The 16,180-nt window shown below is 70.9% G+C and carries 16 protein-coding genes; 12 read left to right on the forward strand and 4 right to left on the reverse strand.

Features of this window, described 5'->3' with window-relative positions:
• Positions 1-38: 38 nt before the first annotated feature.
• Positions 39-1,544 (reverse strand): ATP-binding protein, encoded by a 1,506-nt coding sequence (locus tag FHS22_RS22555; RefSeq protein WP_184944552.1) that lies wholly within the window; start codon positions 1,542-1,544, stop codon positions 39-41.
• Positions 1,545-1,842: 298 nt separating this feature from the next.
• Here FHS22_RS22555 and FHS22_RS22560 point away from each other — a divergent pair, with 298 nt between their 5' ends.
• The 12 genes from FHS22_RS22560 to thpR all read left to right on the forward strand — a co-directional run bounded on the left by FHS22_RS22560 (position 1,843) and on the right by thpR (position 12,914).
• Positions 1,843-2,109 carry a type II toxin-antitoxin system VapB family antitoxin gene (locus FHS22_RS22560; RefSeq protein ID WP_184944553.1) on the forward strand — a complete coding sequence of 89 codons (267 nt, stop codon included), beginning with the start codon at positions 1,843-1,845 and terminating at the stop codon, positions 2,107-2,109.
• Positions 2,106-2,534, forward strand: a complete 429-nt coding sequence (locus tag FHS22_RS22565) for a PIN domain nuclease (protein WP_184944554.1) — start codon at positions 2,106-2,108, stop codon at positions 2,532-2,534. Before FHS22_RS22560 ends, FHS22_RS22565 begins: the two co-directional genes overlap by 4 nt.
• Positions 2,535-2,583: 49 nt before the next feature.
• Positions 2,584-2,919: a divalent-cation tolerance protein CutA gene (gene cutA / locus FHS22_RS22570; RefSeq protein WP_184944555.1), complete on the forward strand. Its 336-nt coding sequence runs from the start codon at positions 2,584-2,586 to the stop codon at positions 2,917-2,919.
• A 138-nt stretch (positions 2,920-3,057) separates the two neighbouring features.
• Positions 3,058-6,765, forward strand: a complete 3,708-nt coding sequence (locus FHS22_RS38995; protein ID WP_184944556.1) for an AAA family ATPase — start codon at positions 3,058-3,060, stop codon at positions 6,763-6,765.
• 260 nt (positions 6,766-7,025) lie between these two features.
• Positions 7,026-7,652 (forward strand): type IV toxin-antitoxin system AbiEi family antitoxin domain-containing protein, encoded by a 627-nt coding sequence (locus FHS22_RS22580; RefSeq protein ID WP_184944557.1) that lies wholly within the window; start codon positions 7,026-7,028, stop codon positions 7,650-7,652.
• 15 nt (positions 7,653-7,667) lie between these two features.
• On the forward strand, positions 7,668-8,585 hold the full coding sequence (locus tag FHS22_RS22585) for a nucleotidyl transferase AbiEii/AbiGii toxin family protein (protein ID WP_184944558.1): 918 nt from the start codon (positions 7,668-7,670) through the stop codon (positions 8,583-8,585).
• A 31-nt stretch (positions 8,586-8,616) separates the two neighbouring features.
• The gene (locus tag FHS22_RS22590; RefSeq protein ID WP_184944560.1) at positions 8,617-9,393 is read left to right on the forward strand and encodes a CHAT domain-containing protein; all 777 of its coding nucleotides are present in this window, start codon (positions 8,617-8,619) and stop codon (positions 9,391-9,393) included.
• On the forward strand, positions 9,390-9,551 hold the full coding sequence (locus tag FHS22_RS22595) for a hypothetical protein (protein WP_184944562.1): 162 nt from the start codon (positions 9,390-9,392) through the stop codon (positions 9,549-9,551). The genes FHS22_RS22590 and FHS22_RS22595 overlap by 4 nt, the downstream gene beginning before the upstream one ends.
• 77 nt (positions 9,552-9,628) lie before the next feature.
• Complete coding sequence (locus tag FHS22_RS22600; protein WP_184944564.1) at positions 9,629-10,090, forward strand: hypothetical protein; 462 nt, start codon at positions 9,629-9,631, stop codon at positions 10,088-10,090.
• Between the two features lie 247 nt (positions 10,091-10,337).
• Positions 10,338-10,793: a MarR family winged helix-turn-helix transcriptional regulator gene (locus tag FHS22_RS22605; protein ID WP_184944566.1), complete on the forward strand. Its 456-nt coding sequence runs from the start codon at positions 10,338-10,340 to the stop codon at positions 10,791-10,793.
• Between the two features lie 200 nt (positions 10,794-10,993).
• Positions 10,994-12,298: an MFS transporter gene (locus FHS22_RS22610; protein ID WP_338047885.1), complete on the forward strand. Its 1,305-nt coding sequence runs from the start codon at positions 10,994-10,996 to the stop codon at positions 12,296-12,298.
• The gene (gene thpR / locus FHS22_RS22615) at positions 12,252-12,914 is read left to right on the forward strand and encodes an RNA 2',3'-cyclic phosphodiesterase (RefSeq protein ID WP_184944568.1); all 663 of its coding nucleotides are present in this window, start codon (positions 12,252-12,254) and stop codon (positions 12,912-12,914) included. The genes FHS22_RS22610 and thpR overlap by 47 nt, the downstream gene beginning before the upstream one ends.
• A gap of 101 nt (positions 12,915-13,015) precedes the next feature.
• On the opposite strand, the gene FHS22_RS22620 is transcribed toward thpR, so the two are convergent.
• The 3 genes from FHS22_RS22620 to FHS22_RS22630 all read right to left on the reverse strand — a co-directional run bounded on the left by FHS22_RS22620 (position 13,016) and on the right by FHS22_RS22630 (position 16,011).
• Positions 13,016-13,984, reverse strand: coding sequence for an aldo/keto reductase (locus FHS22_RS22620; RefSeq protein WP_184944570.1), 969 nt, complete (start codon positions 13,982-13,984; stop codon positions 13,016-13,018).
• A gap of 107 nt (positions 13,985-14,091) precedes the next feature.
• The gene (locus tag FHS22_RS22625; protein WP_184944571.1) at positions 14,092-15,564 is read right to left on the reverse strand and encodes an ATP-binding protein; all 1,473 of its coding nucleotides are present in this window, start codon (positions 15,562-15,564) and stop codon (positions 14,092-14,094) included.
• A gap of 24 nt (positions 15,565-15,588) precedes the next feature.
• Positions 15,589-16,011, reverse strand: coding sequence for a serine hydrolase domain-containing protein (locus FHS22_RS22630; protein ID WP_338047886.1), 423 nt, complete (start codon positions 16,009-16,011; stop codon positions 15,589-15,591).
• Positions 16,012-16,180 lie beyond the last annotated feature (169 nt).

Here is a 16,180-nt window from a genome sequence, read left to right on the forward strand (position 1 = left end):
TGACGGGAGGCCGGGGCCGCCGAGGTGGCGGCCCCGGGTCATTTCGGTAGGACGGGCGGTTCCGTCCGTCCGAAGAGGGCGGGCAGGTCCACCAGGAGGACGTCTCCCCGGCGGCGTGCGGTCGTCATGAGGTCAGGATGAAAACCCTCAAGAGAGAAGATCGCCAGCCGGGTGGAGGTGACGTCATGGCCTTGGCCGTGGAGAGCCGCCTTCAGCCGTTCGAGCCGATCCAGGTCCGCGGGGCCGCGCCGTACGAGAGTGGCTTTCGCCTCTCCGATGAGTCCCACCGTGGCGCGGTCGGACCCCGGGGCCAAGGCGATGACGTCGATCTCGTGTTTGGCCCGCCCGCCGCGGTCGTTGACCACCGTCGAAGCGACCATCCTCGCCTCCCCGGAGATGGCGGAGCCGACGTGGCGGCGGAGCCACTCACGTGAGCACTCCTCGAAATGGGGGCCGAGGACGCGGGAGACGAAGGTGGGCTGGGATTCGCGCCATGCCTGCGGAGACGCGCCCGTCTCGACACGGTCCCGATTGGGGACGGTGATCAGGTTGTGGAATCGGATGATGGGATCCGCGACCGTGATCACCGGGCGCCGCTTCCAGAGAGGATCCATCGTCTGGTCGAGGTAGCCGGAGCTCGTCAGCATCTCGATCGGGCGGCTCAGGGACGTGCGGTCCCGCTCCAGGAGGCCACCGATCTTCGCCGGGCTGGTGGCTCCCGCCGCGACCGCGTTGATGATCGCATAATGGAGTGAGCTCCCGGTGAACTGCGGGTCCTCCCGGAGGAGATACTCCGCCTCGCTGCGGGAGAAGAGCGCCTGGCCGGGATTGAGGACCGTGTCCGATACCCAGGTGTCGAACTCCTGGAGGTTCCGGGGCGCGGGCTGCGAAGTCAGGTTGCGGTATCCGGGAGATCCGCCGAGTACGGCGTGCAGCCGCAGGGCGGTCGCGGGATCGTCGATCTCCCAGTGCCGTGCCGTGGTGGCCGGATCGAACGGTTGCAGGCGCATGTCCACGACGGCCCGGCCGCGCAGCGCCTTCGTGCCTGACAGAAGGTCGTTCATCACGGACATCGCCGATCCACAGAGGATCACCCGGCCGCCGTTGTGGCCGTGACCTGTCTGGGAACGGTCGTAGAGCAGCTGGAGCAGGCCCGGCACCTCCGGAGAGTGAGCCATCCAGTAGGGCAGCTCGTCAATGATCAGCAGTCCGGGGGCGCCACGGCGCTGGACGGTCAGACTGATCGCCGTGTCGAACAGGGACTCCCAGTCGGCATCATCCCGCAAAAGGTTGGAGTTCACGCCTGCGTACCGCGCGATGTCACCGGCGAATCGCCGCCGCGCGGTCACCGGTCCCTCTTCGGCCACGGCGGAGACGTAGAGCCCGTCCATCGCATCGGCCAGCGCCCGCAGAAGGTAACTCTTGCCGACACGCCGCCGCCCGGAGAGGACTCCCAGCCGAAGGTGCGGATCGGGGTGGGTCACGAACTCCGTGAGGGTCGACCACTCGGAGTCACGCGAGAGGACATGTGTAGGCGGGTGCATGGATGCCTCCTATTTTGTATGCTTCCAAGCATACAAAATAGATGTTGCTCATGTTAGCTTTTTAGCTCCCAGATAAGGGATCGTCTGCCCGCTGCGGATTGCTCAAAGCGGCTCCACCGGATGCCGGAGCCGAGGTTGGAGGAGAGCGGGCTCTGCAAGGGGGCGACCGCACGTTCTCCGGGCGTGCCGCACGCATGAGGTCGCTCGGCTTCTCGTTCCGGAAGTTCTGCCGGAGTGAGGCACCGGCTGGGTACGATGGATATACCGCATGCGGTGTCTTTATATATGGAGGTGTCCGATGACAAAGATCTTGGTTGATGTCGACGACGAAGCGCTGGAAGCCGCCCAGCGGATCTTCGGGACCAAGACGAAGAAGGACACCATCAACCTGGCGCTGACGGAAGCCGTCACCCGGGTGACCAGGCTAAAGGCCCTGGAAGAAGGGGTGAGACTCTTCTCCGGCGAGGACTTCGACTCCCTGATGGACAAGCGCAACTACCGTTCCGTCCCGGAGGGTCATGATCCGATTCCCCGGAAGGGGGTCGAGGGGCGTCAGATCGCGTGAGCGCCTTCGGCACCCATCTCGCCGACACCTCGGCGCTGATGCGAATTTACCGGGACGCCGAGGTCCGCCGACGCTGGGCGCAGCACATAGCCGCCGGGCTCATTGGAGTCTGCCCTGTTGTGGAGCTGGAGATGCTGCGGGCCGCCGGGGGCAGGGCGGCTCGTGATCGTGCGGCGAAAGTGCTCGGGTCGACATTCGGATGGGTTCCCATGCCCGAGGACGTCTTCCGTCTCGCGCACGAACTTCAGGATCAGCTGGCGTCGTCCTCCGCACACCAAGGGCCAAGCGCGGTGGACCTGCTGGTGGCGGTCACGGCCCAGGCTCACGGGCTCAAGGTGCTCCACTATGACCGGGACTACGAGACAATCGCGAAGGCGGCGGGCGTCGAGATGGAATGGGTCGCCCGGCCCGGTTCGGTGAGCTGATCTCCGGCACGGGGGCCTCAGCCTTTTCAATGCCGTGAAGAATCAAGCCATGGCGACATATCTGCAGGTTCTGACGACGGTGAAGGGCTACCGGAAGGGGACGAAGCTGGCGTGGAGCATCACAGGGGCGCGGCTTGCCGCCTGCGTGCAGGTCGTAGGCCCGATCCAGTCGGTGTACCGGTGGGAGGGGCGGGTCAAGCAGGTGGAGGAGTGGCAGCTTCTCATCAAGACGACCGCCGAGGCCTTCCCCGCTCTGGAAGAGCACATCAAGGCGAATCACCCGTACGACACCCCAGAGATCATCGCGACACCGATCGCCGCCGGAAGCGCCGAGTATCTGGCCTGGATCGGTAAAGAGACGAAGCGGTACGACGCTCCGTCATAGCGGGACCGTCACAGGGAGATCCCGGGTGCCCCGCATCGCCGGCCGGTGGGCGTTCCATCACACATCGCCGATGTCCGGCGCACACTGAGTGGCGGAGACTTAACATCACGGGAAAGCCCTCCCCCCTGAGGTGATGCCGTGGCCGGAGAACTGCGTCTCGAGGTCCATGACTTCCGGAGCCCGGAGCGGTGGCGGTGGACGCTCCGAGATGCGGGGGGAGCGTTCCTGGCCGACCACGAGGTACGGCTCGACGCCGGTGACTGGCGCTTCACGGCCTTCTCCGATCTGGGCAGGTACCTACGCTGGAACGCCGCGCCCGACCGGCGGATCGAGGCCGAGGCGGAGCTGGTCGCGCAGGTCGGCGACTGGATCGGCGCCGAGGTGTTCGGCCCGGTCGGCCCGGCGCTCATCAAGGCCCGCCCCTCAGCGGTCCGGGTGGTCCTGCCGCCCGAGGCCCGGGTGCTCGCCTTCCGCCCGCTGGAGCTGGCGAGAGTGGACGGCACGCCGCTGGCGCTGCGCAACATCCCGCTGGTGATGTGCGACGGCGCCGCGGAACCGGGAGCCAAGGAACCGGTCGGGGAGCGGCTGCGGGTGCTGGGGCTGTTCAGCCTGCCGACCGGCGGGGGCGTGCTCAACCTGCGGCGTGAACGGCACGCGATGTCCACGCTGTTCTCCGAGCTCGGCGCGGTGCGCGGCCGGGCCGTGGAGATGCGGGTGCTGCAGTACGGGGTGACCCGCGAGAGGCTGGCCGAGATCCTGAAGGACGGCGAGGGCTGGGACGTCGTCCACGTCTCCGGGCACGGCAACCCGGGGGAGCTGCTGCTGGAACACCCGGACGGCTCGCCGGACCCGGTCCCGGCCGCGGACTTCGTCGACCTGCTGGAGCCGACCGCCGAACGGCTCAAGCTCGTCACCGTCTCCGCCTGCTCCTCCGCCGCGCTGAAGGCCGCCGACCAGCTCCGCGCCCTGGGCGTCACCCCGCCCGCCGGCTGGTCCGGGTCCGCGAGTCCCGGGCCGGTGAGTCCTGAGTCCGTAAGCGCAGAGCACGCGCTGAGCACCCTCGCCACCGACCTCGCCGACCGCCTCGACTGCGCGGTGCTGGCCATGCGCTACCCGGTCGTCGACTCCTTCGCCATCGACCTGGCCGCCGAGCTGTACGGCCTGCTCGTCGAGAAGGGCCGCCCGCTGCCCCGCGCGCTCGGCATGGCCCTGCGCGCGGTGGTCGCCGCCCCGCCCACCCTGGACTGCCCGGCCCTGTCGGTGACCACCCCGGCGCTGTTCGGCGCCCGCGCGCTGGAGCTGAAACTGACGGCCCCGGAAGGCGAGCCGGTGACGTTCCGGCCCGGGTCGCTGAAGCTGGCGGGCCTGCCGCCGCAGCCGCCCCGGTTCGTCGGCCGGACGAAGGCGATAACGGACGCGAGCGCGGCCCTGGCGCCCCGGAGCGGGGCTGCGGGGGTGCTGCTGTACGGCATGCCGGGCGCGGGCAAGACCGCCTGCGCGCTGGAGCTGGCCTACACCCACGCCGAGTCGTTCCGGATCGTGGCCTGGCACAAGGCCCCGGACGAGGGCACGGACACCACCGGTGCGTTCACCGCGTTCCTCACGGACCTCGAGCGGAAGATCTCCGGGCTGGAGCTGGTGCACCTGGCCGAGAACGAGGAGGCGCTGCGCGCCTTCCTGCCGCTGCTGACCGAGTTCTTCGAGCGGAATCGGGTGCTGGTGGTGCTGGACAACGCCGAGTCGCTGCTGACCTCGGACGGCGGGTGGCGGGACCGGCGGTGGGGGCCGGTGGTCGACGCGCTGACCGGGCACGGCGGCTTCTCGCGGCTGGTCGTGACGAGCCGGGTCCGGCCCGCCGCGCTGGAAGGCCGGGTGGAGCAGATCGCGATCGACGCGCTCCCGGCGGCCGAGGCACTGCTGCTGGCCCGGGAACTGCCGGGGCTGCGGGCGCTGATGGACGGCCGGACCCGTGGGGTGGAGCCGTCGGACGCCCGCGAGCTGGCCGTACGGGCGGTGAAGATGGCACACGGGCATCCGAAGTTGCTGGAGCTGGCCGACGGTCAGGCGGCGGATTCGGGGCGGTTGCGGGGGCTGTTGGAGGCCGGGGGTGCGGCCTGGCGGGAGACGGCGGGTGGACTGCCGGAGGACTTCTTCACGGTCGTCGACCGGGCGGCGGGGGTGAGCGGGGAGGACTACCTGCGGGTGCTGGAGCGGTGGACGCAGGTGGTGGCCGGGGGTTTGTCGGCGGCGGAGCGGGATCTGTTCGGGTTCGTGTGCTGCCTGGAAGAGGACGACCGGCTGGGCTTCGTGTTGGAGGCGGTCTGGCCGGTGCTGTGGCGGCGGCTGGGTCGCGAGGGAGCGGTGCCGGAGCCGGAGGCCGTGCTGGGGGTGCTGGTCCGGCGAGGGCTGGCCTCGCCGGAGGCCGGCGGGCGGCTGGGGGTGCATCCGGGGGTGGCCACGGCGGGCCGGGCGGCGGCCGGGCAGGTTTTTCGGGCGGCGGTGGATGCCGAGCTGGCGGCCTTCTGGCAAGCGATCTTCGATCAGGCGGTGGAGGGCCAGGGCGGGCAGGAGCTGGGAGAGTGGGTGGTGCGGGCGGGGCTGGGGGCGGTGCCGTACCTGCTGCGGCGGCACGCGTGGGCGCAGGCGGGCTGGCTGCTGGGGCGGGTGCTGTATCGGGATGACTCGCGGGCGGTGGCCGTGGTGGCGCTGCCGGCGTTGCGGCGCATCGCCGCAGCGGTGCGCGGCGGGCCGGGAGAGGCGGGGACGGTGTTCACCCTGGCCTGGGCGCTGCAGGTGGTGGATGCGTCGGCGGCCGAGGCGCAGCTGCGCGAGCTGGCTGAGCGGGCCCGCGCCGCAGAAGACGATCGGACCGTGTCGGTGGCGCTGGGCGAGCTGGTGAAGCTGTGCCTGGGGTCGGGGCGGCTGGGTGAGGCGCTGGAGCTGGCCGAGCAGAAGATCGCGGCGTCCCGGCGGGCCGGGTGGGGGCCGTGGACGCTGCTGGCCGATGAGGGGAGGCGGGTGCAGGTGCTGGCCGCGATGGGGAAGTCCGAGCAGGCGCTGGCCGAGGTCGAGCGGCTGTGGGAGCAGATGGCGGCACTACCGGCGCGCGCCGGGGCGGATGAGGTGGTGGAGGCGTGGAATGTGCGCGAGTTGCTACTGAGTGTCGGCCGGGATGCGGCGGCGCGGCTGGGGGCCTGGGAGCGGGCGCTGGCGTTCAGCGACGAGATGCTGGCCTCGATGCGGGCGCGCGGGGCGGCCGGGACGGAGATGGCGCGCTCCCGGTTCAACGACTACTTCCCGTTGCTGCGGCTGGACCGCATCGAGCAGGCCTGGCAGCTGCTGGCCGGCTGCCGGGAGGTCTTCGAACGCCACCAGGATGGGCAGGGGCTGGGCAAGGTGCTGTCGGCGCTGGCCGATGTGGAGGATGCGCGCGGGCACGGGGATCGGGCGATCGGCCTGGAGCGCGATGCGCTGCGCTACAAGTACGCCGCACGGGATGTGGCCGCACTGGCGGTCAGCCACCACAACCTGGGGAACTACCTGACTTGGCAGGCCGGGCAGGTGGCGGCGGGGCTGGCGCATCATCTGGCGGCCGCTCTGGTGTGTGCGGTGATCGGAGGGGAGGGACTGGAGGACTCGCTGTGGGCGGCCGAGCACGACCTCCGGCAGTTGCCCGATCCCGCCCAGGTCCCCGCCGATGTGGCGGCGCTGTGCCGCCTGGTGGAGGAAGTTCCCGGCGTTCGCCTGGCCGACCTGCTGGCCGCCCTCGCCGATCCCGGCACCCTCCGGCACACCTACGACCAGATCATCGAAGCGGTCACGACCGCCGCCGGCTCCCCGGGCTGATGCGATCGTTGCGTCCGTAGCCGTTCCCCGGGCCGCCCGCCGTACGGCGGCGCCGCAAACGACCGCCCCACGTCCCGCCGTACCGGCGTCGTCAAAGGATGCGCACGTATGGCGGAAGCGGTTAGGGGGTTAACGCCCATGTCATGTCTCGTCGTACCGGCGTCATCGCAGCAAGACCAAGGGGACGGGTGTGTAAGGGGAGAGTAGGGCCGACAGGCCGCCGGATGGCACAACTGTCTCAATAATGAGACAGTTGTGCCATGGCGATGGGGGGTAGTCTTGGGCGCCTTTCTTCTGTTGCCGAGGCGCAGCAGGGGATGATGACGACCGCCCAGGCGGAGCAGCTGGGTGTGCCCCGTCGCGATCTCGGCCGACTGGTCGCGGCCAGTGCTCTGGAACGGCTCGCCTACGGCGTCTACCGGATCGCCGGAGCGCCACGGCCCCGCTGGGAGGAGCTCCGCGCGGCCTGGCTCCAGCTCGCCCCCGCCCTTCCCGTAGACGAACGGAACGTGGACCACGGCGTGGTCTCCCATCAGAGCGCCGCCCTCGTCCATCAGCTCGGGCTGCTCGAACCACTCACCCACGAGTTCACCGTTCCGCCTCCGCGCCGGGTGCGGAGCCGTCGGACGGATGTGGTCATTCACCGGGCGGGACTCTCCCCGGATGAGGTGGAATGGGCCGATGAACTCCTGGTCACGACTCCAATCCGGACCGTGACCGATCTGTGTGGAATCCGTATCGACGGAGAGCATCTGTCGGGCGTGGTGGCCGACGCGCTGACCAGACGACTGGTCGACGAGGCGGAGCTGGCCGCCGCGCTGGAGCGGCACGCGGAGGCGTACGGATTCGCCACCGGAAGGGAGTTCCTCACGTTTCTGAGCGGCTGAACAGGAGAACTCGAGGTGCCGGAACCACAGGAGGCGTTCCCCTACCGGAGCGCGCAGGCGTTCGGCGCCGCCATCACCGACCGGCTCAAGACGATGGCCGCCGCGTCGCCGTACACCATGAGCCAGCTCCGCAAACAGCTCGCCTACGACCGGCTGCTCGCCCGTCTGTTCTCCGACCCGGAGGGCGGCTGGATTCTCAAAGGCGGCGTCGCCATGCTCGCCCGGCTGAGCGTGGCCCGGCACTCCGCCGACGTCGATCTGGTCGCCCGAGCGGACTCTCCGCAGGCCGGGCTGGAGGTTCTGCGCGAACACGCCGCCGCCGATCTCGGTGACTTCTTCACCTTCGTGATCGGCCGGCCCCGGCGGCTGGTCCAGGGAGTGGAAGGCGTCCGGGTCGCGGTGGAGGCACGGCTGGGGCCGCGGATGTTCGAGCGGTTCGGTGTCGACCTGGTGACCGGCGTCTTCATCACCGGAATCCCGGAGACGGCCGCACCGCTCGTGCCGATGGCGGTCCCCGGGGTCGTCCAGCCTGACTACCTGCTCTATCCCCTGGTGGACACTGTCGCCGACAAGGTCGCGGCGATGAGCGAGCGCAAGCAGGACCGGCCCAGCACCCGATTTCGTGATCTGGTGGACATCGTGCTGGTCGCACGGAACTGCCCGCTCCAGGCGCGGGATCTCCGTGCGGCGTTCGCCTCGGAACGGCTGCGCCGCGCGCTGCCCGAGGTCGTCGCGCTCGACGTTCCGGATGAGAAGCTCTGGCGCGCCGGGTATGCGAGCGTCGCACGCGACGCCGACGTGCCGAAGGATCTGGACGAGGCGCTCGGGATCGCGAAGGCGCTGGTGGATCCGGTGCTTGACGGCCGGGTGCGGGCGGGACGCTGGGAACCCGCCGCCATGACGTGGGGTGACGGTCCGGTACGGCTCTGCTGAATGCCGATTTTTCGGAACACGGTTTTCCGGCGTGATGGGATGGATCGCCGCGACGCGCGGAGCGCAGATCGAGTTGCGGGTGCTGCAGTACGGCGTGACCGAGGAGCGGTTGCGCGATGTCGTCAAGGAGGACGAGGGCTGGGACGTCGTCCACGTCTCCGGGCATGGGAGCGGGGGGACGTTCCTGCTGGAGCGGGAGGACGGCTCGTCCCGCGAGATCACCGGGAGTCTGCTCGCCGAGTGGCTGGAGCCGCTGGCCGGGCGGGTGAAGCTGGTGACGGCCTCGGCCTGCTCGTCGGCGGCGCTGACCGCGGCGGAGCACCTGCGCCTGCTCGGCCTCGGGCCCGCCGTACGGGACGACCGGGCCGATCCGGCGGGCCGGGTGGACGCCGTGGACGCGGCGGACCGGGCGGACCGGGTCGGTTCCGTGGACGCGGAGGAGGCCGGAGAGGTCCCCGCGCTGGCGGTGGAGCTGGTGGATCGGCTCGGCTGCGCGGTGGTCGCGATGCGGTTCCCGGTCGTGGACGACTTCGCGGTGGCGCTGAGCCGGGGCCTGTACGAGGGCATGGTCAGGCACGGGCAGACGCTGCCCGCCGCGCTGGCCACCGCGATCCGCGAGACGCTGGTGGAAGGGCCGAGTCCTGAATGCCCGGCGCTCTCGGCGGGGACTCCGGCGCTGTTCGGCGCGGCGGCCGGAGACCTGCGGCTCGGGGTGCGCGGCGGCGGGGAGCCGGTCTTCGGCGGTGAGACCCTCCGGATGGACGGCTTCCCGGACGAGCCGGAGCGGTTCGTCGGGGGGTCGGGGTGATGGCGCGGGCGGGCGCGGCGCTGTGCCGCCTGGTGAAGGAGGTCCCCGGCGTCAGCCTGGCCGAGCTGCTCGCCGTCCTCACCGATCCCGGCACCCTCCGGCACACCTACGACCAGATCATCGAAGCGGTCACGACCGCCGCCGGCTCCCCGGACTGACGGGAGGTGGGGTGGGCTGAAACGTCCGCCGTCTTCCGTCCGTTCTTCCCGTAGAACCCCAACCCCTGGAGGGACACATGGTCGGGAACCGGGTCATGGCGCTGTCGGACGGCGAGGCCGTCTCAGCTCTCTGGCTGGTCCTGGAGCAGCAGGGATCGCCGCTCGACGCGGCGCGGCTCCGGGCCGACGAGGCCAGGGTCGCGGAGGCGGCGGGCAGGGAGGACATCCGGGCGGAGATCGGGCCGGACGAGAAGGCCACGCCGGGGGACGCGGCCAGGGCCGCGCTCCTGTACCTGGCCGAGAGCGACCCCGGCACGGTCGCCCGGGCCGCCGAGATCGCTGCGACCGGCCGGGCCGAGCGGTTCGATCCGGCGCTCATCGGGGTCGGCGCGCTGGTGCTGATCGCGGTCAGGACCGAGTTCAAGCTGGAGCGCGACCCCGAGAAGGGGTGGGCGTTCAAGCTCCACCACAGGCCGATGCGCGACTCCACGCTCGGCAGGCTGATCAGCAAGCTGATCGGCCTCTACCCGCCGCCCTGACACCCGGCACCCCTGATGCACGCCGCCGTCGCGGTGCCGGCCGCGCCCTGATCCCGGCCGCGCCGTGACGGCGGCAGCGCTCCGGCGCCGGCCGGTCCCTGAGACCGATCTCACGCCCGGAGCGGCACCCTTCCTGTTGGGTATGTGAACTCTGTCTGGCACGCTGTACGGCTCGCGGGAATGAAACCTGAGCTGGAGGGAATGTGACGCGGTCGGATATCGTTAGCAAGAGTAATGAGTCTTGCGAATGAACACACCCAGGAAGGACCCCGTCGCGAACCTGCGCAGCGACGCCGGTCTGGCATCGGCGCTGCGCGTGTCACTGGCACGCCTGACCAGGCGCCTGCGCAGGCAGGGCACGGGCCACTCGCTGACCCCCACCCAGGTCGCGACGCTCGTCGCCGTGGAACTGCATTCCGGGATAACCCCCGGCGAATTGGCCGAGCACGAGAAGGTGCAGCCGCCCTCGATGACCCGCGTGATCGCCGCGCTGGAAGAGCGGGGGCTGGTGTCGCGTACACCGCACCCGACCGACCGGCGGCAGGTGACGGTGAGCGTGACCGCCGAGGGTTCGGCGCTGCTGAAGGAGGAGCGCCGCCGCAGGGAGGCGTGGCTGACGCAGCGGCTGAAGGAGCTGACTCCCGAGGAGCGGGCGGTGCTCCGGCAGGCGGCTCCGATTCTGGAGAAGCTCAGCCGGATCTAGCCGACCCCGAGGAACCCGGCGCCTCGGCCGTCCCCGCAGGGGCCGAGGCGCAAGTCACAGAGGCGCAAGCCGCAGAGGCGCGAGTCACCGGGCCGCGTGCCGTACCCGGGGCGCACGCGGACGCCGTACCCGGCAAGAGGCTCGGGATACGGGCGCGGCTGCGCCGGCGGCGGGCCGCGAGGCAGGCGGCCGCGCGCGAGGTGCAGGCCGTCGAGACCGGGAGCGTCCAGGCCGTGCCGGAGGCGCGGGGCGGGATGTTCCGGTCACTGGGCAACCGCAACTACCGGCTCTTCGCGATCGGCGGCGTGGTCTCCAACGTCGGCGGGTGGATGCAGCGCACCGCGCAGGACCTGCTGGTCCTGGACCTCGCGGACGGGAGCTCCGCCGCCGTCGCCCTGGGCGTGACCACCGCGCTGCAGTTCCTGCCGATGGTGGTGTTCGGGCTCTGGGGCGGCATGCTCGCCGACCGCTACCCCAAGCGGAAGCTGCTCTTCGTCGCCCAGTCGCTCCTGGGCCTGCTCGCGCTGACCATGGGCGTGCTCACCGTGACCGGCGTCGCGCAGGTCTGGCACGTCTGGGTGATGGCCTTCGCGCTCGGCCTCATCGCCTGCGTCGAGGTGCCGACCCGGCAGTCGTTCGTGGTCGAGATGGTCGGCCGCAAGGACCTGTCCAACGCGATCGCGCTGAACGCCTCCAGCTTCAACCTGGCCCGCGTGGTCGGCCCCGCCGTCGCGGGTGTGCTGATCGCCGTGCTCGGCGGGACCGGGCCGATCTTCCTGATCAACTCGGTCTCGTTCCTGGCCGTGCTCGGCGGCCTGGCGATGATGCGCGCCTCGGAGCTCACCACCCCCGAGCCGGTGCCCCGGGAGAAGGGCCAGCTCCGCGAGGGCCTGCGCTACGTCCTGGAGCGGCAGGAGCTGCTCATGCCGATCCTGCTGATCGGCTTCGTGTCGCTGGTCACGCAGTCGTTCTCGATGTCGATAGCGCTGATGGCCGGGGAGGTCTTCGGTTCGGGCGCGGCCTCCTTCGGGCTGGCCTCCAGCATGTTCGCGGTGGGCGCGCTGGGCGGCGCGCTCATGGCGGCCCGGCGGGTCAGGCCCAGCAGGAGGCTGCTGATCGGCGGCGCGGTCTCGTTCGGCCTGCTCCAGATCCTCACCGGCCTGGCCCCGTGGTACCCGCTCTACCTGCTCCTGCTCGTCCCCGCCGGCGTCGCGCTGATCTCCGTCAACACCTCCGCGAACTCCAGCGTCCAGCTCGCCGTCTCGCCGGAGATGCGCGGCCGGGTGATGGGCATCTACGTGCTGGTCTTCACCGGCGGCGCCCCGATCGGCGCGCCGCTGATCGGCTGGATCTCCGATCTGGGCGGTCCGCGCGCAGGCGTGGTGATCGGCGGGGCGCTCACGCTGGCCGGGGTCGGTGCGGCGATAATGCTGGCGAAGGTGATCGGCAGGAGGTCGCATGCGACTGTTCGCGGCGTTGCTGCCGCCGCAGCGGGCGCGCGATGAGCTCGCGCGCGCGCTGGAACCCCACCGCGCCGCCTGGCCGCGCCTGCGCTGGGCCGATCCGGGGAACTGGCATCTGACGCTGGCGTTCCTGGGGGAGGTGGCCGAGGAGGTCCTGCCCGAGCTGGAGGTCCGGCTCGCGCGCGCCGCCTCCCGCCACGCGCCGATGACGCTGGCGTTCACCGGTGCCGGGGCGTTCCCCTCGGCCCGCCGGGCGCGGGTCCTCTGGGCGGGGCTGCGCGACTGCGCGGACCCGCCCGGCGAGACGGGTCCGCACAGCGAGCCGGGCCGGTGGGGCGGCCGCCCGCGGGACGGCGCGGACCCGCGGCGGGGACGTCCCCGGATCGTCCGCCTGGCCGAGTCCGTCAGGGCGGGGGCCCGGCGGGCGGGAGCCGTACAGGTGGACGAGAGCAAGCGGTTCCGCCCGCACCTGACCCTGGCCAGGTCGCGGTTCGACGCCGACGTGAGCCCCCTGGTCGGGGCCCTCGGCCCGTTCGCCGGGACCCCCTGGGAGGCGGGAGCCGTCCACCTGGTGCGGAGCCGCCTCGGGGCCGAGATCCGGTACGAGACCGTGGCGGAATGGCCCCTTGCGGCACGGGCACCCGGTGGTCGGGGCTAGGCTCCAGGACGTGGATCGTCCCCGTCGCTGGCTGCTGCCCATGGTGCTCGCACTGCTCGTGCTCTTCGTGGTGGTCGGCTCCCTGCTCTCCTGAGCGCCTGCTACCAGGCGTACTCCTCGGGGGCCGTCTTGAAGCCGGGGAAGATCTCGTCGAGGCGGGCCAGTGCCTTCTCGTCGAGCTCGATCTCCAGCGCCCTGAGGGTGCCGTCGAGCTGCTCCAGCGTCCTCGGGCCGATGATCGGCGCGGTGACGGCCCGCTGGTGCAGCAGCCAGGCCAGGCCGACGTTGGCCGGGTCCTCGCCGAGCTCGTCGCAGAACGCCTCGTAGCGCTCGATCTTGTCGCGGTGCTTGTCCAGCTCCTTGACCATGGTCTCCGAGGCCGAGCGACCCTTGTCGATCTTCCGCAGGATGCCGCCGAGCAGGCCGCCCGCGAGCGGGCTCCACGGGATCAGGCCGAGCCCGTAGTCCTCGCAGGCCGGGACGACCTCCAGTTCGGCGGCCCGGACGATCAGGTTGTAGTGGGACTGCTCGGAGACCAGGCCGACGCTGTTGCGGCGGCGGGCGGCCTCCTCGGCCTTGGCGATGTGCCAGCCCGCGAAGTTGGACGAGCCGACGTACAGGATCTTGCCCTGCTGCTTCAGGATGTCCATGGCCTCCCAGAACTCCTCGAACGGAGTGTTCCGGTCGACGTGGTGGGCCTGGTACAGGTCGATGTAGTCGGTCTGCATGCGCTTGAGCGAGGCGTCGCAGGCCCGGCGGATGTTGAGCGCCGAGAGCCGGTCCTCGTTGGGCCAGTCGCCCATCCCGCCGTAGAGCTTGGTGGCGATGACCGTCTTCTCCCGGCGGCCGCCGCCCTGGGCGAACCAGCGGCCGATGATGTTCTCGGTGATGCCCTCGCCCTTCTTCCACCCGTACACGTTGGCGGTGTCGAAGAAGTTGATCCCCAGCTCGTGGGCCCGGTCCATGATCGCGAAGGAGTCTTCCTCCGTGGTCGCGGGGCCGAAGTTCATGGTGCCCAGGCAGAGGCGGCTGACCTTCAGGCCGGTACGGCCAAGCTGCGTGTAATCCATGGGACCCACCCTAGGTACCTGGAGTGCACTCCAGGCGAGTTCCGTTCCGGGCGCGTCCGTCACCGATCCACCGACGGCGGGCTCACCGGCGTCGGGACAGGGCACGCTCAGGCCGTCCGGCCGTACAGGCGGGGGAGGTCGACGAGGACGATCCTGTCGTCGCCCGCCGCCGCGGCGCGGAGGTCGGCGTCGAAACCGGCGCCGCTGTAGCAGATCAGCCGGGTGCCCTCCGTGTCGTACTTCCTGACCGCCAGCAGGTCCCTGGCCGTGCGGAGCCGTTCGAGGTGGCGCAGGCCCATGGTCTTGCCCCACTTCGCCTCGCCCAGGGCGAGCAGGCGGGAAGGCCTGCCGGGCTCGCCCGGGGCCAGTGCGGCGACGTCGACCTGGATCTGCTTCCTCGTCGCGGGGTTCGGCACGATGCCGGAGGCCACCTGCGCCGGGAGCTCGCCGAACAGCTCCAGACTGTTGCGGATGGTGAACTCGCGGCACAGCTCCTCGAAGTGGGGGCCGACGACCTGGGAGCGGAAGCCGCTGCCGGAGACGGCCCAGGCCTGCTCGGCGAGTCCGCGTTCGAGGAAGCTCCACGTGCGGCGCATGACGCTCTCGTAGAAGGTGATGAGCGGTTCGGCGATCCGGTAGACGGACTTGCCGGAGGCGAACGCGTCCTGCTCGCGGATGATCAGGCGGCTGTCCTCCAGCACCGTCAGCGGGTGGCTGATGTGGGTCGAAGGGCGCCCGAGGTGGCTCGCGACGCCGCCGCGCGTGTTGTGCCCGGTGGCGATGGCCCCGAGCACGGCGTGGTAGAGGGCGGGGTCGCGGATGTCGGCCTCTTCGGCGAGGAGGTAGCGGGCCTCGCGGAAGAGCGGGACCATCGGGTTGAGCACGGTTCTGACCACCCAGTCGTCGAACTCGTCGCGTGAGGCGGGGGCGTCGGAGTAGACGAGCTCGTGCCGGTAGGCCGGGGTGCCGCCGACGACGGCGTGGAGGAGGACCGCCAGTTCGGGGTCGTGGTCGCAGCCCCAGAACCGGGCGGCGGTGAGGTAGTCCATGGGATTCACGACGAGTTCGAGGCTCGCCCGGCCGCGGAGCGGGGCGTTGCCCGCCAGGAGACCGCCCATCACCGACATTGCGGATCCGCAGAGCAGCAGTCTGGCCTCCGACCGCCGTGCCGTACCGCCCGGATCCAGGGCTCGCTGGAGCAGTGAGGGCAGGACGGGGCTGGCCTTGGCCAGGTAGGGGAACTCGTCTATGACGATGATGCCCTCGGGGACCGTGGCGTAGAGCCGGTCAACGGCCTGATCCCAGTTGTCGAAGTGGTACTGGCCCCCGCCGCTGGCGTGGAGGGCCAGTGCCTCGCCGAACCGGCGCAGGCCCTCGGTCTCGGTGTCGTCGGTGGCCACGAAGTAGAAACCGCCCACCTGCTCGGCGAGGGCGTTGAGGAGGAAGGTCTTGCCCTGCCTGTGCCGGCCGCTGACCACGCCCAGCCGGGTGCTGGGTGCCCGGCTCAGCGCGAACCGGCTCAGCGCGGCCCACTCGGCGTCCCGCGCGAAGACATGGTCGGTTTGTGGATCATCGGGCACATTCTTGAGGTATACCTCTTAGAACTATAACCCTAAGAGATATACCTCTGGCATGCGGACGACCCGTCCGCCCTGGGCCATGTAGCCCTCGGCGTGGCCGGTGAGCACGTCGCCCTGGCGCCCCAGCCCGCTCCCGTCCATGCCGAGCGGGGTGAGGGTCTCCCGCCGGACGTAGCCGTCGTAGGACTGGCCGGTGAGCCTCTCGACCACGGCGCCGAGCAGCACCCAGCCGGAGTTGCTGTAGCTCATCCGCTCGCCGGGGGCGAAGAGCGCGGGGCGGTCCCGGAAGCTCGCGATCAGCTCATCGCGCGTCCGCGGTGTGCCCATGATCTGCGTGAAGCCTTCGGTGGCGATGTAGGCCGCGTCCTGGATCCACCTGCTCCCCCGTGACGAGGCCCTCGCGCAGCTGGGGAAGGCGGAGGAGGAACTGGCCGGGTCAGGCGACACAACGAGCGGGGCCGGGAACTGAAAGCGGGCATCTCCCCGATGGCGGCCGCCCTGTTCGACAACGCCGCGGCGATCCTCGACGCGGACGAGCGCCTCCTGCGGCGCCTGCGCGAGCTGCTGTCAGGGCATGATCGCTGAATGGGGACGCCTGGTCAGAGGTCTCGCCGCT

It is taken from the genome of Thiemannella venezuelensis (genome assembly GCF_014203605.1).
Classification (GTDB): domain Bacteria; phylum Actinomycetota; class Actinomycetes; order Streptosporangiales; family Streptosporangiaceae; genus Planomonospora_A; species Planomonospora_A venezuelensis.